The sequence below is a fragment of the Sandaracinus amylolyticus genome, from assembly GCF_021631985.1.
Taxonomy (GTDB): domain Bacteria; phylum Myxococcota_A; class Polyangia; order Polyangiales; family Sandaracinaceae; genus Sandaracinus; species Sandaracinus amylolyticus_A.
In genome coordinates this window covers 868009-887652 of record NZ_CP070225.1, presented here as the reverse complement: position 1 = coordinate 887652, position 19644 = coordinate 868009, and the positions used below count along the sequence as shown (strand labels likewise).

The 19644-nt window shown below is 72.3% G+C and carries 15 protein-coding genes; 9 read left to right on the top strand and 6 right to left on the bottom strand.

The window, feature by feature from the left end:
• The first annotated feature begins 63 nt into the window (after positions 1-63).
• Entirely contained in the window at positions 64-540 is a 477-nt protein-coding gene (locus I5071_RS03605; protein WP_236603968.1) for a hypothetical protein, read from the top strand.
• Here I5071_RS03605 and I5071_RS03600 read toward each other — a convergent pair whose 3' ends face one another.
• On the bottom strand, positions 541-1575 hold the full coding sequence (locus tag I5071_RS03600) for a DNA adenine methylase (protein ID WP_236603967.1): 1035 nt from the start codon (positions 1573-1575) through the stop codon (positions 541-543).
• 20 nt (positions 1576-1595) lie between these two features.
• Positions 1596-2357, bottom strand: a complete 762-nt coding sequence (locus I5071_RS03595; protein WP_236603966.1) for a hypothetical protein — start codon at positions 2355-2357, stop codon at positions 1596-1598.
• A gap of 357 nt (positions 2358-2714) precedes the next feature.
• On the opposite strand from I5071_RS03595, the gene I5071_RS03590 reads away from it, so the two are divergent.
• The 3 genes from I5071_RS03590 (at position 2715) to I5071_RS03580 (ending at position 6742) form a co-directional block, all read left to right on the top strand.
• Positions 2715-4493 (top strand): peptidylprolyl isomerase, encoded by a 1779-nt coding sequence (locus tag I5071_RS03590; RefSeq protein WP_236603965.1) that lies wholly within the window; start codon positions 2715-2717, stop codon positions 4491-4493.
• Positions 4490-5785 (top strand): M16 family metallopeptidase, encoded by a 1296-nt coding sequence (locus tag I5071_RS03585; RefSeq protein WP_236603964.1) that lies wholly within the window; start codon positions 4490-4492, stop codon positions 5783-5785. The genes I5071_RS03590 and I5071_RS03585 overlap by 4 nt, the downstream gene beginning before the upstream one ends.
• Positions 5786-5848: 63 nt before the next feature.
• Entirely contained in the window at positions 5849-6742 is an 894-nt protein-coding gene (locus I5071_RS03580) for a M48 family metallopeptidase (protein WP_236603963.1), read from the top strand.
• Here the strand turns inward: I5071_RS03580 and I5071_RS03575 are convergent.
• Positions 6732-8210 carry a hypothetical protein gene (locus I5071_RS03575; RefSeq protein ID WP_236603962.1) on the bottom strand — a complete coding sequence of 493 codons (1479 nt, stop codon included), beginning with the start codon at positions 8208-8210 and terminating at the stop codon, positions 6732-6734. The two genes, I5071_RS03580 and I5071_RS03575, sit on opposite strands and share 11 nt — an antisense overlap.
• A gap of 355 nt (positions 8211-8565) precedes the next feature.
• Here I5071_RS03575 and I5071_RS03570 point away from each other — a divergent pair, with 355 nt between their 5' ends.
• The gene (locus tag I5071_RS03570; RefSeq protein ID WP_236603961.1) at positions 8566-10587 is read left to right on the top strand and encodes an ATP-binding cassette domain-containing protein; all 2022 of its coding nucleotides are present in this window, start codon (positions 8566-8568) and stop codon (positions 10585-10587) included.
• A 7-nt stretch (positions 10588-10594) separates the two neighbouring features.
• On the opposite strand, the gene I5071_RS03565 is transcribed toward I5071_RS03570, so the two are convergent.
• Both I5071_RS03565 and I5071_RS03560 read right to left on the bottom strand, forming a co-directional pair.
• Positions 10595-13123 (bottom strand): sigma 54-interacting transcriptional regulator, encoded by a 2529-nt coding sequence (locus I5071_RS03565; RefSeq protein WP_236603960.1) that lies wholly within the window; start codon positions 13121-13123, stop codon positions 10595-10597.
• A gap of 89 nt (positions 13124-13212) precedes the next feature.
• Positions 13213-13467 (bottom strand): hypothetical protein, encoded by a 255-nt coding sequence (locus I5071_RS03560; RefSeq protein ID WP_236603959.1) that lies wholly within the window; start codon positions 13465-13467, stop codon positions 13213-13215.
• A 161-nt stretch (positions 13468-13628) separates the two neighbouring features.
• Between I5071_RS03560 and I5071_RS03555 the strand changes: the two genes are divergently transcribed.
• On the top strand, positions 13629-15737 hold the full coding sequence (locus tag I5071_RS03555; protein WP_236603958.1) for a serine/threonine-protein kinase: 2109 nt from the start codon (positions 13629-13631) through the stop codon (positions 15735-15737).
• A gap of 24 nt (positions 15738-15761) precedes the next feature.
• Here the strand turns inward: I5071_RS03555 and I5071_RS03550 are convergent, their stop codons facing one another.
• Positions 15762-16658: a hypothetical protein gene (locus I5071_RS03550; RefSeq protein WP_236603957.1), complete on the bottom strand. Its 897-nt coding sequence runs from the start codon at positions 16656-16658 to the stop codon at positions 15762-15764.
• 30 nt (positions 16659-16688) lie between these two features.
• Between I5071_RS03550 and I5071_RS03545 the strand changes: the two genes are divergently transcribed.
• The 3 genes from I5071_RS03545 to I5071_RS03535 all read left to right on the top strand — a co-directional run bounded on the left by I5071_RS03545 (position 16689) and on the right by I5071_RS03535 (position 19588).
• Positions 16689-17480 carry a tRNA (cytidine(34)-2'-O)-methyltransferase gene (locus tag I5071_RS03545; RefSeq protein ID WP_236603956.1) on the top strand — a complete coding sequence of 264 codons (792 nt, stop codon included), beginning with the start codon at positions 16689-16691 and terminating at the stop codon, positions 17478-17480.
• A gap of 33 nt (positions 17481-17513) precedes the next feature.
• The gene (locus tag I5071_RS03540) at positions 17514-18413 is read left to right on the top strand and encodes a M23 family metallopeptidase (RefSeq protein WP_236603955.1); all 900 of its coding nucleotides are present in this window, start codon (positions 17514-17516) and stop codon (positions 18411-18413) included.
• Positions 18414-18589: 176 nt separating this feature from the next.
• Complete coding sequence (locus I5071_RS03535; protein ID WP_236603954.1) at positions 18590-19588, top strand: hypothetical protein; 999 nt, start codon at positions 18590-18592, stop codon at positions 19586-19588.
• The last annotated feature ends 56 nt before the right edge of the window (positions 19589-19644 follow it).

Sequence of the window (19644 nt, the reverse complement as noted above, 5' to 3'; positions counted from 1 at the left end):
GCGCCTCTCGTTCCGCCGTGGCTCGTTCCCCCAGGGACATGCCTCCGCTATATCACGCGTTGAATGCCGACCTGGCCCCGGCCGTCCGCCGCCCTCGTGCGCACGCTCCTGCTCTCGGTCATCGCCGTGATCGCCCTCGCGCCCAGCGCGGCGCCGGCCCAACGCCGGCCACGCGGAGGCCGCGCCGCCGAGCGCGTGGTGCCCGCCGACGCGACGGTGCAGTGGACCGTGTTCGTGTCCGCGCACGGCGATCAGCCGGCGCGCCGCACCACCGCGAGCGCGGAGCCCGGCACGATCGAGGTGCCGATGCCGGGCTGGCAGTGCACCTACTCCGCGCCGAACCGCGCGCAGCTGAACGAGACCAACTGGTCCGAGGTGCGCACGCTCGAGTGCACCCACGGCGACGCGGTCGTGAGCACGACCGGCTTCTGTCAGATCTCGGGCGCGTCGTGGGGCGCGCGCGCCGGTGTGCTCGCGCTCGGATCGCGCACCGACGCGAGCCGCGTGACGGTCACGCTCGACTGCGCCGTGATCCAGTGATCACTCCGCCGCGAGCGCGAGCGGGCGCTCGGTGACGACGAAGAGGTACTCGGTGTTGCGCAGGTGCGAGACCTCGCCGACCTTCTGGCCGCGCGGGTTGTAGATCCCGATCTGCGCTCCGACGTAGCGCTTGTGGTCGCGCTCGATCACCGCGACCTCGCCCCGCTCGCGCAGCATCGCGACCATCGCCTCGCGATCGACGTAGCCCTCGTCGCTGAACGACACGACGATCGCGCGCGCCCGGAGTCGCGCGAAGAGCCTCGCGAGCGCCTCGCTCGCCTCGCGCTTGCGGTTGAACGCGCTCTGCCGCTCCCGCACGTCGACGCGCTTGCACGCGATGCCGTAGACGTCGGGGCGATCCCAGCGCACCAGCGTCTCCCACACGTGGTAGTTGCCGAGGTACGAGTGCTGGTTGTACGGCGGGTCGACGTACGCGACGTCGGCCTCGAGCGTCGCCGCTGCCTCGCGCGCGTCGAGCGCGTGCGCCTCGCCCTTCCCCGCTCGCGCGCGCGGCAGCACCTCGGGCAACCGCAGCTCGAGATCGTTGTGCGCGCGGGCCGCCCACGACTTGAGGAAGGCCATCTGCACGCCGGTGGTCGAGTCGACGCGATCCGCCGCCTCCATCAGCGACACGAGCAGCACCGACTCGAGCTCGGGGGGCAGCGACTTCCTCGCGATCTCCTCGCGGATCGCCTCGATGCGCGCGCCGTTCTTCGGCTGGAAGTAACGCGCGCGCTCGCAGTACGTCTCGGTGAACCACCCGGCGCGCCCCGGCAGCGCGGAGAGCTCCGCGATCAGCCGCCGCGCGTCGTGCTCCACGTCCTCGCGATCGGCCTGCACGTAGCAGCGCGCCAGCGCGTGCGCGTACGCGTTGTGATCGTTCGCGATCACCCGGTGCCCCGCGCGCTTGAGCGCGTGCCCCACGCGCGACGTGCCCGAGAAGAGATCGAGCACCGTCTCCGCGCGCCCGGTCGCGCGCACGGCGTCGAGGATCCACTCGATCAGCACGCGCTTGCTGCCCAGGTACTTGATCACGGCGGCCGCAACGTAGCGCGTCAGCGCACGAGGAGCGCGCGCGCGAGCCGATCGGCGAGCGACGCGTCCAGCGTCGGCAGCGCCTCGTGCAGCGCGCGCATCCCCGCGCACGCCACCTCGTCGCTCGCGTCTGTCTCGTCGATCGCGCGCTGCAGCGCCTCCGCGCCACCGCGCGCGAGCACCGCGTCGACGCCCTCCGCGACGATCGCATCGGTCTCGTCGTCCTCGATCACCCGCGGTCGCTCGCCGTCGAGCTCGCGCTCGACGAGCTGGCGCGTCGTCCGCCAGTACGTCGCGATCTCGTCGTCGCTCGCCCGCAACAGCGCGGTGCCGATCGCGACGGGCGTCCCTCGCCACGCCGCCGCGCACGCCGTCGGCGAGAGCTCGAAGAGGCGCGCCCGGACCGCGCGATGCTCGGTGATCAGCTCGGGCTCGGCGCGTGCGATCCCGCCTCGCAGCATCTGCGCGCCGAGATCGGCGAGCGGCGCCTCCTCCACGCCGCCCGCCCCGTCCGCATCCCGTCGCGGGCGCGAGGCGAGCGTCGTCGTCGCGCGGAACCGCGGATCGCGCAGCAGCGGCGCGAGCTCGCGACGCGCGATCTCCGTCACCCGCGACGCGCCGTCCTCTCCCTCGATCCCGAGCCCGCGCGCGAGCCCCCGCTCGAGCTCAGCGCGCTCGTCCGCCGCGGGCGTCATCGCCCGCAGCATCGACAGGCCGACGACCACACAGGTGCCGAGCGCCCACAACGCCACGCGCCAGACTGGCGGATCCTTCGGCTGCATCGGCGGGCATCGTGACCGCGCCCGGAAGAAAAGGAAGAGGGCGGTGAGCCCCCCCGGTCTCACCGCCCTCGGTAGAGCGCGCCCCCCCTGACCCTGCGCGCACCGGATGTTTCGTCCTCGGCCGCGCGATCCGCGAACCGGACCGTCCACGTACCACGAGCTTCCTTCCCGGCGGAATCCCCGATCGCGAAGGTCCTGCCCGGATCGTCGGGTTGGCCGCCTTCCGTTCCGCGCGAACCCGTCGTTTCGCGGCGATTGCGCCGGGAGAAGCCCTCTTCTACAGTCCGGTCCCCTTTCATCCGGGCGCCGCGACGGAGCACGTCGCGTCTCGCGCCGGATGGGCCTGCACCAGCCTCCATGCTCGACGTCATCCAGAAGCGCTTCCAGACGGTCATCCTCTCGATCCTCGTCGGACTGTTGAGCGCGACCTTCATCCTCACCTTCGGCGGCCCCAATTCGCAGGGCTGCTCGCTCAACAACCAGGGAGCGTTCGCCGCGCGCGTCCACGGGACGACGATCACCGAAGGTGATTTCCGCGCCGCGTACCAGCTCGTCGGGTTCCAGCGCTTCCCGATCGACCGCGCCCGCACGCTGCGCCTGCGCGAGCTGACGATGGACGGCCTCGTCGAGCGCGAGCTGCTCGCGCACGAGGCGGAGCGCATGGGCTTCACCGCGGACTCGCACGACGTGATGCGCGAGGTCGCGGAGACCGGCGTGATCCTGTCGACGCCGCCCGTCGATGCCCCCGCGGGCTATCCGGGGCCGGAGATCCCGCAGAGCTTCGACGATCGTGACGGCCGCTTCTCCAGCAAGAACATGCGGCGCTTCATCCAGAACTACCTCCGCCGCAGCGTGGAGGAGTTCGAGCGCTGGCAGGTCCGCGAGCGCCTGGCGCAGCAGACGCGCGACGCCGTGCTCGCGACGGTGACGGTGAGCCCGCAGGAAGTGCGCGAGCAGTACCAGCGCGAGACCGATCGCGCGCAGGTCGACTACGTGCGCTTCAGCCCGGTCTACTACCGTGATCGCGTCGAGAGCGGCGACGAGGCGATCCGCGCGTGGATGGCGGAGCACACCGAAGAGGTCGACGCCGAGTACCAGCGCCAGCGCCACCGCTACACCGGCCTCGAGGAGCAGCGCCGCGCCCGCCACATCCTGATCAAGGCGAGCTCCGACGCGCCCGAGGCGGATCGCACGGCGGCGCGTACGCGCGCCGAGGAGCTGCTGCGTCGCGCCCAGGCGGGCGAGGACTTCGCGGCGCTCGCGACCGCGAACAGCGAGGACACCGGCAGCGCGCGTCGCGGCGGTGACCTCGGATGGAACGCGCGCGGCCGCATGGTCGCGCCCTTCGACGAGGCCCAGTTCGCGACCGAGCCGGGATCGATCACCGACCACGTCGTCGAGACGAACTTCGGCTACCACGTGATCAAGGTCGAGGGACGCCGCGAGGGCGACGTGCCCGAGGACGAGGCGAAGCGCGAGCTCGCCGAGACGCTCTACGCACGGTCGCGCGCCGGGGAGCTCGCGCGCGAGCAGGCGGATCGTGCCCTCGCGTACCTGCGCGAAGGAAACTCGATGCAGGACCTCGACACGCGCCTCCAGTGGAACTGGCAGGACGCGCCCGCGCCCGGCCCCGACGGCGCCGCGCCCGAGGCCCCGGAGCGCGACTCGTTCGCGCCGCAGGTCCGCGAGTCGCGCCTCTTCGGCCGCACCGACACGCCGGTCAGCGGCACCGGCGCGGGCGAGCTCACGCGCGCCGCGTTCGAGCGCACCATGGACGAGCCGCTGCCCGGCGAGCCGATCCAGGTGGGCGACGACTGGTACGTCTTCCAGCTCAAGCAGCGCACCGAGGCGACCGACGAGAACTTCACGCCCGAGGTCCAGTCGAGCATCCGCGAGCAGCTGCTCGAGGCGAAGCAGACCGAGGTCCTCCGCGCGTACGTGCGCGATCTGCGCGAGCAGGCGCGCGCCGACGGCCAGCTCCGCGTGAACGACGCGATCCTGCTCTACGGCGACGAGACGCCGGAAGAGGAAGAGACCGAGGAAGCCCCCTCGGGCGACGACGAGCCCGCCGCCGAGCCCGAGGAAGAGGAGTCCACCGCGATCCCGCCCCGCCGCGGCGCGGGCATCCGCGCGTGACGAGGAGAGGCGGGCTCGACGTCCGCACGCGCACGCTGACGAACGGCCTCCCGATCGTCGTCGCGCCGCTCCCGCACCTGCACACCGCGACGCTGATGGTCGGCGTGCGCGTGGGCTCGAGGCACGAGACCACCGCCAACGCGGGGATCTCGCACTTCCTCGAGCACATGCTCTTCCGCGGCACCGCGGAGCACCCGACCGCGCACGAGTTCAACCTCGCGGTCGAGGAGCTCGGCGGCACGCTGCACGCGGCGACGCGCGCCGACTTCACGACCTACGAGCTCACGGTCCCGCCCGAGCACGCGATCGAAGGCCTCGCGATCCTCGCGGAGATCTTCGGCACGCCGAGCCTGCGCAACCTCGAGCTCGAGAAGCGCATCGTGCGCGAGGAGATCCTCGAGGGCGTCGACGAGGACGGGCGCGACGTGGACCCCGACGACATCGCGCACCGCGCGGTGTTCGGGGTGCACCCGCTCGGCGCGAAGATCGCCGGCAGCGAGACCAGCCTCTCGAAATTCGGCGAGGCCGATCTGCGCGCGTGGCACGCGAAGCACTACGTCGCGCGCAACGCGGTGGTGGTCGCGGCCGGCGCGGTCGATCCCGACGAGATCACGCGCACCGCGGAGCGCTGCTTCGGCATCCTCGCGAGCGGCGAGCGCCAGGAGCCCTCGCCGTTCACCAAGCCGACGCGTGGCCCGCGCTTCACCTACGTCGACAGCACCGGCAGCCAGACCGACGTGCGCGTCTCGCTCCCGAGCGTCGGCGAGAAGGACCCGCTGCGCTACGCGACGGATCTGCTGACGCGCGTGCTCGACGACGGGATGAGCACCCGGCTCTTCCGCACGGTCGTCGAGGACACCGGCCTCGCGTACGAGACCTTCGGCTCGTTCGACCCCTACGAGGACACCGGGCTCGTCGTGGTCGGCGCCGCGATCGAGCACAACAAGACCGCGTCGCTCGTGACGACGGTGCTCGATCTGCTGGTCGGCCTGCGTGATCGCCCGATCGAGCCGCGCGAGCTCGCGAAGGCGAAGAAGCGCGCGCTCTTCGATCTGACCGCGGTGCTCGACGATGCCGAGGGCATCGCCGAGTGGCTCGTGATGGATCGGATCTTCGAGCTCGGAGAGTCGCTCGAGCGCATCGCCGAGCGCATCGACGCCGTCACGCTCGACGATCTCGCGGCCGCCGCGCAGCGGACGATCCGTCCCGACCACCTGCAGGTGGTCGCGGTCGGCGTGCTGCCCGAGTCGGTGGAGCGCGAGACCAAGCGGATCGTGCAGGCGTTCCGGTAGGCGCGGAACGGCTCGAACGAAAAGATTGACAACGGATCCGAGGAGATCAGGATTGGGCTCTCGATGCGCGGCGTGCAGCATCCTGGGCCCGAAGGGGTCGCGTCTTCCGGGGCGCGACCCGGGCCGGTGCAGCGCGCGCCCGGCACCGCGACGCGCCAGCTCTCGCTCGCGTTCGACGCCGCGCCCGGCGGGAGCGCACCGCCGCCGGCTCCTCCTCCTGCGCAGGCCGCGCCCCCGGTGATCGCACCAGCGCCGTCGCCGCCGAGCGATCCCGAGGAGTCGGCCCGCGCCCACATCGAGCAGGTGATGAACTCGATGCTCGGCGTGCGCGTCGAGGTCGAGCTCACGAGCAACCGCCGCACGATGATCTCGAGCGCGCGCAGCGGCATGGCGCTCCGCCTCCGCCTCCACCGCATGTTCGTCGAGGCCGACGGCGCGATCGTCGAGGCGCTCGGCCGCTACGTGAAGACCGGCGATCGCCGCGCATCGCGCCGGCTCGGCGAGTTCATCGAGCAGAAGCGCGATCGTTTCGTCGCGCCGCGCCCTCCGCGCGTGCTGCGCCCGCTCGGCGAGCACCACGACCTGCTCGCGATCTACGCGCGCATCGAGTCGACCTACTTCCCGGGCGCGCTCGCGGGCGTGACGATCACCTGGGGCCGCCACGGCGCGGCGGCGCGCGGTCGTCGCCGCAAGCGCAGCATCCGCCTCGGCACGTACACCCACGACGAGCGCCTCATCCGCGTCCACCCCGTGCTCGATCAGCCGTGGGTCCCCGCGTTCTTCGTCGAGTACATCGTCTTCCACGAGATGCTCCACCACGTGGAGCCGGCGCGCGAAGAAGACGGCCGCACGATCTTCCACACCCCCGAGTTCCGCCGCCGCGAGCGCGCGTATCCGGACTACGAGCGCGCGCTCGCATGGGAGCGCGCGAACATCGGCAAGCTCCTCACGAGCTGAGCGCGACCGACCAGAACGCCCATCGTCCGGCCGCGGGATCGACGGGCCGCCACTCGATGCTCACGCCGGGATACTCGCTCGCGAGCTGCCGCATCGCGGCGTCGCGATCGGCGTGCATCGTGTCGCCCACGGGTTCGCGAGCCTCGGAGAATCGATGCACGAACACCGCGTCGGGGTGCGTGTCGATCACCAGCACCTTCGCCGCGCCACGGGTCACTGCCTTGCGTCCCGCCCAGCGGTCGAGCTCGGGCGGGAATCCGTCCCAATGGCGCTGTGAATCGATCGGCTGCGGAAGCACCCCGACCTCGCGCGTGCGTGGCAGCGCCTCGCCCTCGAACACGCCGGCACTCGTCCCCACGTACGACGCGAGCGTCTCGCCCGTGGCGGGGTCGATGCGTTCGTAGTGTTGGTGCGAGCCCTCCCACGGATCGACGAGATCCGCTGCGTGACGCCGCCGCCGTCGGGTCCCGTCCAGCGAGGCCCACGTGGCCGCGTCGACGCGCACGAGCTCGCCGACGAAGGCCGCGTTGCGCGCGGCGCGAGCGCGCTGGTTGTCGAGCTTCGCCACGAACCGCCGCCACGCGCGGTAGGCGACCGCCGCCGCGCCGCTCACGGCAGCGACCGAGACCACGACGTTCGACGGGGCGCGCATCGTGAGGCCGAGGCACGCGACGACGAGCGCCGTGCCGCCCAGGGCGAGATCGGTGCTCGACACGTCCGCGCGGCCGAACCGAGGAAGCGGGAAGAGCTTCGCGACGGCCACCGGCTCCGAAGCACGGGGTGGCTCGCGGTAGCCGGCGGGCGCTTCGGCCGTCGCCGCGCTCGCGAGCGCGAAGCGCGTCACGCGCCGGCCGAGTACGAGCTCCGTCATCGCGCGCTCGTCGAGAGTCCAGGCATCGAGGGTCACCCGCGCGCGGATGAAGCGCAGCATCCCGTCGGGATCGGCGAAGCGCCGTGGGTCGAGCGACACACGCGCGTGCCCGGATCGGATGACGAGCCGGCGGCCCTCGACCGTGACCGAGCGGACCTCGCTCCACGCGATCCTGCGACGGAAGACTCCGACTCGGAGCACCGAGTCTTCGAGCACGACGCGGGCACGCGCGAGGAGTATCAGCGCGGCGATGATGCTGCCGCCCAAAGCGCCGCCACCGCCTGGCGCGAATTCCCGGGCGGTGCGGCTCGCCGCTGCCACCTGAGACGCGACGAAGAGCGCGAGGATCAACAGGACACGAAGCGTTCGATCGAGCGGAGTGTCGGTCTCGGTCACCGCGAGAGGATGACGCGCCAGCGTCTTTCCTTCCCACCGCCATCGCGGACACCGGCCATCGGTGGTCCAGACCACCTGCGAGGCGGGCGAGCGGCGCTGGACGGGCTCCGAACCACCGGCGACCACCTCGGCGAGGCGATCCGTCGTGGTTCCGTGGCCGCAGACCACCCCGACGAGGCGGTCAGACGTCGCCCAGACCATCCGCGACCACCTCGGCGAGGCGGTCCGTCGTGGCTCGGTCGGCGCAAACCACCCCGGCGAGGCGGTCCGTCGTGGTGCGAACCAGCGGCAACCACCTCGCCGAGGTGGTCCGTGGTGGTCCGATGACCACCGACCACCTCGACGCGCTGCCTCGCGGTGGTTCGGCCGTTCACGACCACCTCGACCAAGCGATCCGGCGCGGTTCGATGACCGCGAGCCATCTCGACGCGGTGCCCCGTCGTCGTTCCGGACGAAGCTCCGACGCTCGGCAGCGGTCGCGCGGCCTTCCTCGACGAACGGGCAGTCCGATCGCGGCGCGCCTCGATGGACGTCACGAGCTATATCCCGCCCCGCCGTGTCTCTCGTCGTCCTGGAGTCCGCGACCGTCTCGTTCGGTGCGCGATCGATCTTCGAAGACCTCTCGCTGCGCGTCGCCGAGGGCGATCGCATCGGGCTCATCGGTCCGAACGGGTCCGGCAAGAGCACGCTCTTGCGTGTTCTCTCGGGCGAGCAGCAGCTCGACAGCGGCTCGCTGCGGCGCTCGCGCGGCGTGCGCGTCGGGTGGCTCCCCCAGGACATCGTGGTCGAGGGCGGCAAGCGCCTCCTCGAGTTCGTCCGCTCGAGCGTGCCTGGTCGCAACGAGATCGAGGGCGAGCTCGCCGCCGCGGAGAAGGACTACGAGAAGGCGCTCGCCGATCAGCGCGAAGGCAATGACGAGGTGCTGCTCGACGCCGCGGCGCGCCTCGCCGATCTGCACGAGCGCATCGCGCGCTTCGACGCGCTCTTCAGCGAGCACGAGGCGATCAAGATCCTCGCGGGCCTCGGCTTCGAGCAGAAGGATCTGCAGCGCGACGTCGGCGAGTTCTCCGGCGGCTGGAAGATGCGCGCGGTGCTCGCGGCCCTGCTCTTCCAGCAGCCCGACGTGATGCTGCTCGACGAGCCGACGAACCACCTCGACATGCCCTCGGTCGCGTGGTTCAGCGAGTTCCTCCAGAAGTACTCGCGCGCGTTCGTGCTCATCTCGCACGACCGCGAGTTCCTCAACGAGCAGGCGCGCCGCATCGTGACCTTCGAGGTCGAGGGCGTGCGGCAGTACCCCGGCAACTACGAGAAGTACCTCGAGCTCCGCGCCGAAGAGGAGACGATCCTCGAGAACAAGGCGAAGAACATCGAGCGCGAGCGCGAGAAGACCGAGCAGTTCATCAACCGGTTCCGCGCCCAGGCGAACAAGGCGAAGGCGGTGCAGAGCCGCATCAAGGCGCTCGACAAGATGGAGAGCGTCGAGACGTACCGGAAGCGCCGCGCGATGAGCTTCACGTTCCCGCCGGTCGGTCGCGCCGGGCAGGACGTCGTGAAGATCGCGGGCCTGCGCAAGGCGTACGGCGATCACGTCGTGCTGCCCGACGTGAGTCTCACGGTGTACCGCGGCGATCGCATCGGCATCGTGGGCCCGAACGGCGCGGGCAAGACGACGCTGCTCAAGATGATCGCGGGCGAGCTCGCGCCGGATCGCGGGACGATCGAGCTCGGGCACAACGTGCAGCCCGGCTACTACGCGCAGCATCACGCCGAGACGCTGCACCCGCGCAGCACGGTCTACGACGAGGTCTCGGGCGTGAACAGGGAGCTCGGGCAGACGCGCGTGCGCAGCGTGCTCGGCGCGTTCCTGTTCAGCGGCGACGACGTCGACAAGCCGATCCAGGTGCTGAGCGGCGGCGAGCGCGCGCGCGTGGCGCTGGCGCGGCTGATGGTGAAGCCCGGGAACTTCTTGCTCCTCGACGAGCCGACGAACCATCTCGATCTCGCGTCGTGCGAGAGCCTGATCGAGTCGCTCGAGAGCTACGACGGCACGATGCTCTTCGTGAGCCACAACCGCGCGCTGGTGCGGCGTCTCGCGAACAAGATCTGGCTGGTCGAGGGCGGCCAGGTGCTCGAGTACCCGGGCAATCTCGACGACTACATGGCGCTGTCGCGCGCGCGGATCAGCGGCGAGCAGACGCCCGAGCCGGTGAAGAGCGCGCCGGTGAAGCAGAGCGCGCCGGTCGTGGTGCAGGTGCCCGAGGCGCCGCGCAATCGCGAAGACGACAAGGCGAGGAAGCGCGAGGAAGCGCGACTGCGCGAGCAGCGCAGCAAGAAGATCGCGCCGCTGAAGAAGAAGGTCGACGAGATCCTCGCGCGCATCGCGGAGCTCGAGGCGAAGCAGGCGGAGCGCAATCAGAAGCTGTGCGACCCGGCGGTCGCGATGCCCGATGCCGAGCGCTTCGCGATGCTGACCGCGATGCAGACCGACGCCGAGAAGATCGAAGAGCTCACGGGGCGCTGGGAGCACGCCCAGGAAGAGCTCGAGGCGGCGGAGAAGGAGCTCGGGGCGGGCTGAGCGCGCCCTACTCCGCCGCGCTCCGCCCTTCGCCGGGATCTTCGATCCCCGCGCGCCGCATCTTGTCGAGGAACGTCGTCCTCTTGAGCCCGAGCAGGCGCGCGGCTTCGCTCTTGTTCCCACCCGCGCGATCCAGCGCGGCGCGCAGCGCGCGCAGCTCGATCTCGGTCCACGTGCCGTCGAGCGGATCGCTCGGCGCGCTGGGCGCTTCGATCTTCGGCTGGGGCAGCGCCGGCAGATCGCTCTCCACCACCCGCGGCGCGCTCGCGCGCGCCACCGCGCGATCGATCACCGACTGCAGCTCGCGCAGGTTCCCCGGCCACTCGTAGGCGAGCAGCACGTTCATCGCGCTCTCCTCGATGCCGAGCACCTCGCGGCCGAGCGCGCGGCACGCTCGATCGAGCGCGAGCAGCACGAGCGAGGGCAGATCCTCGCGTCGCTCGCGCAGCGGAGGCACGTCGAGGCGCAGCGGCTCGAGACGTCGCGCGAGCTCGGGATCGAACGCGCTCACGCGCGCGAGCCCGTTCACCTCGAGGCGACTGTGCGCGACGAGCCGCACGTCGACCGGATACGCCGACGCACCGCCCTCGGCGCGCGCGCTGCGGGTCGCGATCGCCTCGCCCAGCGCGGCCTGGGTGTCGAGCGAGAGCGCGGGCACGTCGACGAGCAGGAGCGTCCCGCCGGTCGCGAGGCGCAGCCATCCGGGGTGCGACCCCGCCTCGCCCTCGTCGCCGAAGAGCGCCGCTGCCGTGCGCTCCGGCCGGATCGCCGCGCAGTCGGCGATCACGAAGGGCCCTTCGCGCATCGGGCTCGCGGCGTGGACCAGGTGCGCGATCTGATCGATCGGGCTGCCGACCTCGCCGACGATCTGCACCGGCGCGTCCACCGCCGCGACCTCGCCGATGCGCCCCACCAGCGCGCGCATCGCGGGGCTGTACGCGATCGCCGGCGCGGCGAGGCGGTCCGACGCGCGCCCCGCCTTCAGCGTGCGGGTGTCGGCGCGGAGGCGCGTGAGCTCGTCCTCGAGCGCGTCGATGCGCTCCTCGAGGCGCTCGCTCTGCAGCATCGCGCGCGTCGCGCGATCCTGGGCGCGCGCCTCGGCCTGGTGCATCGCGAGCGGTCCGGTCAGGCGCATCGCGAGCGCCTCGAGCGCCGCGATCTCCTCGAGCGTGACCGGCGCGCGACGCCGTCCCCGCGCGACCACCAGCGCGCCCTCGAGCTCGCCCGCCGCCGCGATCGGCACCACGCACAGCGCCTCGAGCTGCTCGAGCGCATCGACCAGCGCGCGCAGATCGGGCCGGCGCACCACCATCGCGCGCAGCGGCGCGAGCACGATGATCTCGCCGGGGCGATCCAGCAGCCGCTCGACGATCGCGGGCGACATCGCGCGGGCCTCGACCTTCGGCATGCCCGCCGCGTCGACGCCCGCCTGCTTCGCGGGATCGAGCGTCTGGATCAGCGGCCTCGCGTCTCTCGCGCGCGCCGCACGTCGCAGCGGCGCGAGCACCGCCGACGCGAGCTCCTCGAGCGTGCGGGTGCCCGCGCTCGCACGCTCGCCTTCCGCGAGCGCGCGCAGCAGGCGACCGCCGTCGGGCGCGAAGAGCGTCTCCACGAACGCCGCGATCAGCCGGTACACCAGCGCGGCGGTCGCGACGAACGCCGCCGAGAGCACGCCGAGCGCGACCCGATCACTCGGAAGTCGATCGGAGAGCCAAGCGAGCGCCGCGCCGAGCGCCGCCGCGGTGAGCGCGGCCGACACCACCCGACGCGACGCGCGCGCCGCGTGGATCGGACGGCGCGCGTCGAGCATCGCGAGGTGCCCGACGAGGATCGCGATCGCGCCGGTGCACACGAGCCCGCGCACCACCGACGCGCCCGCGTCGTACGCGCCGAGCGCGACGACGATCAGCGCCGCCGCACCGGTCGCGGCGCCGCACGCGATCCCGAGGAGCGCGCCGCCGTTCGAAGCGAGGGCCTCGGGGGTGCTGCCGAGGCGACGTCGCGCGAGCCGCACCGCGAGCGCGGTGACGAGCTGCACGACGACCATGATCGGCGCGAGCACCGCCGCCGATGCGGGCACGAGGATGACGTCGCCGAAGAGCTCGATCTCGGGGAGCACCGCGAGCACCGAGACGCACGACGTGACCAGCGCGGCGGCGTGGGCGAGGCCGCCGATCACCCGCGCCCGCGCGAGACCGGGCGGGCGATCCGGGGTGTCGAGCGCGAGATCGATCACCAGCGATCCGACCCACGGCCACGCGAGCGCGGCCGCGAGCTCGAGCGGCGGCGAGAGCAGCCCCGGCATCGCGGTCGCGACGAGCCCGACCGCGACGCACATCACGACCCACGACAGGCGCCGGGCGCCCTCGGGCTCCTCCTGCCGCGAGAGCACGAAGGGCAGCACCGTGACGCCGAGCGCGAACGAGACGAGCACCCACGCCGCAGCGTCGAGCGGCACGCCGGACGAGATGAGCTCGACGACGAGATAGAGGACGAGCGCAGGCCCGACCAGCGGGAGCATCCGCCCCTGGCTCACCCGTGCCTCCCGGTCCGACCGTCACCGCGTCGCGAACCGAGCGGCGAAGACTGCTCGCCGCTTCCTCGCATGCCTCGATGGCTCCGTGCTCAGCCGCCGTCGGGCTCCGGGAAGTACCCCGTGTCGGGCGGATCGGGCGGCCACCACGCGTCGACCGGCCCACCGTCGGGCTGCGGTCGCGTCCCCTCGCGGCACACACGCTCGATGCAGCGCAGGCCATCGAGGCACTGGTCGTCGCGATGGCAGTAGCCTCCGACACCCTGGCGCGAGGTCGAGGGAACGCACCCGGGGGCGATCCCGACCGCGACGACGGCGCACACCAGGGCCGAACGCAGGGCTCTCATCGGAGACGCGCAGGTTAGCAGGAACGCTGCCGTGCGCGAAATCTCGGCGGCGCGGGGGCTCGGAGAAAGGCGCATCCCGAGCAGAAACAGACTTCGCGGCGCTCGGTCCGCGAACAGCAAACACATCACCACGGAGGCTCGCCCTCCGCTATGCTCGCGTCGTGGCACGCGCCTGTCCGCACTGCGGCGCTCGGCACCCTGGATCGCTCGCGCGATGCCCTGCGACCGGACTCCCGATCGGCGGCGATCCCGGGCTCGTCGGCACCACGATCGCGGGTCGCTACCACCTCGTGCGGCTGCTCGGCGACGGCGGCATGGGCGCGGTCTACAAGGCGGCCGATCAGGTGCTGCGGCGCTTCGTCGCGATCAAGCTGCTGCACCCGAACGTCGCGCGGAACCCGTCCTCGGTGGAGCGCTTCCAGCGCGAGGCGCGCGCGGCCGCCGCGATCGGGCACCCGAACATCATCGACATCCTCGACTTCGGCCTCGAGGACAAGCGCCCGTACATGGTCATGGAGTACCTGCGCGGGCGTTCGCTCTCGCAGCTCATCGCGACCGAGGGCGCGATCGACATCAAGCGCTCGTGCGCGATCGCGACGCACACGCTCGCGGGTCTCGCGGCGGCGCACGACCGCGGGATCCTGCATCGCGATCTGAAACCCGCGAACCTGATGCTCGTGGCGCGCTTCGGCGACCGCAACTTCGTGAAGGTCTGCGACTTCGGCTTCGCCGCGCTCTTCGGAGGCAGCGGGCAGAGCGAGGAGAGCAAGACGCTGACGCCCGAGCGCACGCTGGTGGGCACGCCCGCGTACGCCGCGCCCGAGCGACTGCGCGGCGACGATCGACGCGACCCGCGCACCGACGTCTACTCGGTCGGCGTCGTGCTCTTCGAGATGCTCGCGGGTCAGCGCCCGTTCGACGCGCCGACGTTCGCGGAGCTCGCGCGCAAGGTGCGCAACGAGCCGGCGCCCTCGATCCGCACGATGCGCCCCGACGTGAGCGAGGGGCTCGAGCGCGTGATCGCGCGCGCGCTCTCGAAGGTGCGCGAGGATCGCTGGGCGAGCGCGGAGGAGTTCGCGGCGGCGCTCGTCCCGTTCGGCGGTCGCACGATCAACATCGAAGAGGACGCGCCGAGCGACTCGTTCACGTTCGAGATGATGCGCATCAGGGCGCGCGAGACGAAGAAGCGCGGCACGCGCCCTTCGATCGAGCTGCCGCGCGAGGACGTGCAGGCGCTCCTCGCGCTGCGCACCAAGCCCGCGGTCGAGAAGACCGCGACGCCGCGCCCCGATCGCCGCCGCGACAGCGTCGAGATCCCAATCGACGTCGAGGCACCGCAGCCCGATCCCGAAGAAGAGCATCGCTCGACCCAGCGCCGCGAGGCCGCGTCGCGTCCGCCGGGCGGGAACGCCGACGCGACGATTCGCACGACGCCGGTGCTCGGTGGCCCGCTCGCGCCGCCTCAGCCCCCGCCGCTGCACCAGAGCTCGACGCAGCGCGGCTCGCTCCACAAGTCGACGATGCCGCCGCCCGGCAGCGGACACTTGCGTCCCGCGACCGAGCCCGCGCCGCCGCCGGAGTTCTCGCCGTTCGCGTTCGCGCTCCCGCCCGCGCCGCCGATCCCCGATGAGAGCAGCAACGAGAGCGCGATCCCGCTCTCGCGCGTGAAGCGCCTGCCCGATGCCGAGGCCGACGCGCCCTCGACGTCGGGGCCGAAGGTGCAGGGTCGGCTCGTCGTGTCGGTGCTGCGCTTCGTCGCGCGCAAGTTCGGCGAGCGCGCGCTGAAGGACCTTCTCGACGCGATGCCTGCGCACGTGCGTGGCCCGTTCGACGAGGGGATCCAGCCCGACAACTGGGTCGACTACGACACGCTGCGCGCGCTGGTCGAGCAGATCGACGCGCGGCTCGGTCAGGACGACCTGCACATGGTGCTCGAGTGCGGTCGCGCCGCGGCCGAGGGGGCATTCGAGGTGATGCGGAAGGTGCGCCCTCCGCAGCCTCCGCCCGAGCTGCTGATCGCGGAGATGCCGCAGGTCATGCAGGGCCTGACGCAGGGGCTCGAGCTCCAGGTGCGCCGCCTCGGCAAGGGCTACGGGCGGCTCGAGCTGCTCGAGCAGTCGGAGTCGTCGCTCACGACGAGCGTGCTCGTGCTCGGGTTCCTCGAGCGCAGCCTCGAGCGCTTCGGCGCCGAGGACGTCGAGGTGAACCTGCTCGGCGCGCGGGCCCTCGAGGACCCTCAGACGCTGATCGACATCAGCTGGCTGGGGTGAGACCCCAGCCAGGCTGCCGGCGCCTCAGGGGAAGCAGCCACCGAAGAGGCAGCCGATCGGGCACGACGGGCCGCCACCACACGAGCACGCGCCCCCGACGCAGCGATCACCGACGTCCCCGAGATCGTCGCAGGTCTGGCCGCAGCCACCGCAGTTGTCGACGCTCGTCTGGGTGTCGACGCAGTTGCCGTCGCAGCACTGCTGCGTGCCGCCGGTGCACGCGCGGCCGCAGAGACCGCAGTTCGCGATCGTGTCGAGCCGCACGCAGGAGCCGCCACAGCACGCGGTGCCGGTGGTGCACGCCGCGCCGGCGCCGCAGCGGCAGGTCCCGCCCGAGCACGTCTCGCCCGAGCCGCACGCGGGCACGCAGGGCGTCTCCATGCACGTGCCGCCCATGCACTGCTGGCTCGCGGTGCACGCGATCCCGCAGCCGCCGCAGTTGTTGCGATCGGTCTGGCTGTCGACGCACGCGCCACCGCAGCAGCTGCTGCCCGCCGGGCACGGCCCACCCGTCGCGCCGCACGCGCAGGTGCCGTCGACGGTGCACGTCTCACCCGACGCGCACGCCGGCTCGCACGTCGGCGTGGTGCAGGTCCCGGCGACGCACGTCTGTCCCTCGCCGCACGCGTTGCCGCACGCGCCGCAGTGCATCCCGTTGGTCTGGGGATCGGCGCACGCCCCGCCGCAGCACAGCGCGCCCGCGGGGCACGCCTGGATGCTGCCGCACCGACACGTGCCGGTCGTGCAGCGATCCGTCGTCGCGCCGCACTGGTTGCCGCACGCGCCGCAGTTCCCGTAGGAGCTGCCGACCTCGATGCACGCGCCGTCGCAGCACATGCGGCCCGCGCCGCACGGCGTGTCGACGTCGCAGGTCGGAACGCACGCGCCTTCGCGGCACACGGTCCCGGTGGTGCACGTCATCGCGCATCCGCCCGCCGCGTCGGTCGGGACTTGCTGCGCGTCGACTGGACCGGTGTCGGGGCGAACTGTGTTGCCCGCGTCGAAATCACCGCCGCCGCCCGTCGCGCAGGCTGGAATCGCGACGACGACGAACGCGAGCGCGACGAGACGAGCCGAGAGGGGCGCGGTCATCTGGACACCTCGAACCCGCGCAAAGGCGAGGAAAAGCGGGGGCGGAGAGCATCCTACCTTTGCGATTCTCCGCCGATCAAGGATGCTCCGGCCGAAACGTCTGGCCGAACGCGGCAAAACGCACGGACGCAGTCAGTGAGTCAGTCGAAGAAGCTACGCGCCACGCCCCTCGCCGATCCCTTCCGCGTGGTGCTGCTCGAGCCCGAGATCCCGCCGAACACCGGCTCCATCGCGCGCACCTGCGCCGCGACGCAGTCGCCGCTGCACCTCATCGAGCCGCTGGGCTTCCGCCTCGACGAGCACTCGATCCGGCGTGCCGGGCTCGACTACTGGCACCTCGTCGACGTCTCGGTGCACGCGTCGTGGAGCGCGTTCCGCGAGGCGCAGCCCGACGTGCGGCTCCATCTCTTCTCGGCGAACGCGACGCGCAGCTATCTCGAGGCCGACCTCGCGCCGGGCGATGCGCTCGTCTTCGGGCGCGAGTCGGTGGGCCTGCCGGCGTGGCTGCTCGAGCAACACGCGGACACGACCTGGGGGATCCCGACGCTCGGCGCGGTGCGCTCGCTGAACCTGTCGAACGCCGTGTCCATCATCCTCTACGACGCGCTGCGTCGCAGCGGCGCGCTGGACCGCACGTTCCTGGGCGATTGACCGGGCCGCGAGGCGCTGCGAGCCTCGGGGGCCGTGCGAGCTCCCGTCCGATGCGCCCCGATCCTCGCTGCGCTGCTCGCGAGCGCGACGTCGATCGCGTCCGCGCAGGAGTTCACCGACGCAGCGCCGATCGAGCCCGACGCGGGCGTGCCGAGCGACGCAGCGATCCTCGAGCCAGCCGCGCCCGAGACACCGGAAGAGACGTTGCCCGCAGGCGTCGGGCCGATCGAGTGGGCCGAGAGCACCGGCGGGCGCAACTGCCATCGCAGCCACGGGCGGCGCGTGTGCGAAGGGCCGCGCCGCGTGCCGCGCGCCTCACCCGAAGCGCTCGCGCGACAACAGGCGCTCGGGCTCGATCAGCCGCGCGTCGCGCACCACGCGGTCGCGGGCGCACCGTTGCCCGAGTGGATCGCCGCGGTGCCGAGCGGCGAGGCGCACGACGATCTCCTCTGGCCGGTGCAGGGCGGCCGACTGTGGCGCGGCTTCGGGATCCACCAGCGCCTGCGCCGCGGTCGCGACGGACGCATGCGACGCGCACGCGGACGACGCCGCCACGAGGGCGTCGACATCGGCGCGGATCCCGGCACGCCGATCGTCGCGGTGAACGACGCGCTCGTCGTCTACAGCGACAACCGGATGAGCGGCTACGGCAACGTCGTGGTGCTCGTGCATCGCGACGGGAGCGTCAGCCTCTACGCGCACTGCAGCGCGACCTACGTCGCCGCCGGCGAGCTCGTGCGGCGCGGACAGATCATCGCGGCGGTCGGCGCGACCGGTCTCGCGCACGGCTCCCACCTCCACTTCGAGTGGCACGTCGAGGGACGTCCCCGCGACCCGCTGCGTCGCTTCGTGGGTCGCCCCGCGCGCCCCGAGAGCGACGCCGACGAGCCCGCCGAGGACGCGCCCGAGCCCCCCGACGAGGAGCCGGGTTGAGCGGCTCCAGCCTCGGGATCGAAAACGCGACTTCACGACAGCGCGCGCTCCGTCGTGAACCTCCGTTTACGACGTCACCCGCAGATCCCGCCGGAAACGCTGCGATCCGCGAGAGCCCGTCGTGGCATGATCATCGCACACCGTTGCGCCGCATCCGCTCCAAAGGAGTCGTCCCGATGAGAATGCTGCGTGGAGTGCTCCTCGCTCTTCCGCTCTTCGCCTTCCTGCCTGGTTGCCCGATCTGGACGGACGACGGCGACGACGGCCCCGGTCGCGACTGCGACCGCGATCTCGACTGCCGCACGGGCGAGATCTGCAGCATCGACGGCGAGTGTGTGCCCACCGGCGAGTGCGACGACGACGGCGACTGCGAGGACGGCTTCGTCTGCAGCGCCTCGCGCACCTGCGTGCCCAGCGGCCCCTCGACCTGCCGCGTCGACGGCGACTGCACCGCGGGCGAGGTCTGTACCGACGGCGAGTGCACGCCCTCGGGCACCTGCGAGAACGACGAGGACTGCGCCGACGGCCTCTGGTGCGACCCGCGCGGCACCTGCGCGCCGCGCCCCGCCAACGCGTGCCGCGCGAACGCCGACTGCGCCGCGAGCGAGGTGTGCATCGAGGGCTACTGCCGCCCGATCGACGACACCTGCGGCCGCGACCGCGACTGCGCCCCCGGCAACGTCTGCCTGAACAACGAGTGCACGGGCGTGTGCACGAACGACGCGGGCTGCGCGGCCGGTGACTCGTGCCAGAACGGGTTCTGCCGTCCCGCGGACGAGTGCACCACGACCTCGCAGTGCGACCTCGGCGAGCACTGCGTCGACGACCGCTGCCTGCCCGACTGCAGCAGCGCGGCCCGCACCTGCGGCGCGGGCAGCTACTGCGCGCCCGAGGACTCGTTCTGCCGCCCCGACTGGGAGCCCGAGCCCTTCTGCGACGAGGACTCGGACTGCATGACCGGCCGCAAGTGCGTCGCGGGCGTCTGCCGCACGCCCTGCCCGACGATGCAGGACTCGCAGTGCCTGAGCATCGACGCGCAGCTCCCGCTCTGCCGTCCCGAGGGTGGCGTCTACTACTGCTTCGCGACGAGCGAGACGATGACGCCCGAGTGCCGCCGCGAGAGCGACTGTGCGGACGGTCGCGACTGCTTGAACGGCACCTGCCGCAATCGCTGAGGGCGATCGAGAGCGGACGACGAAGGCCGCGACCCGAGAGGGCGCGGCCTTCGCCG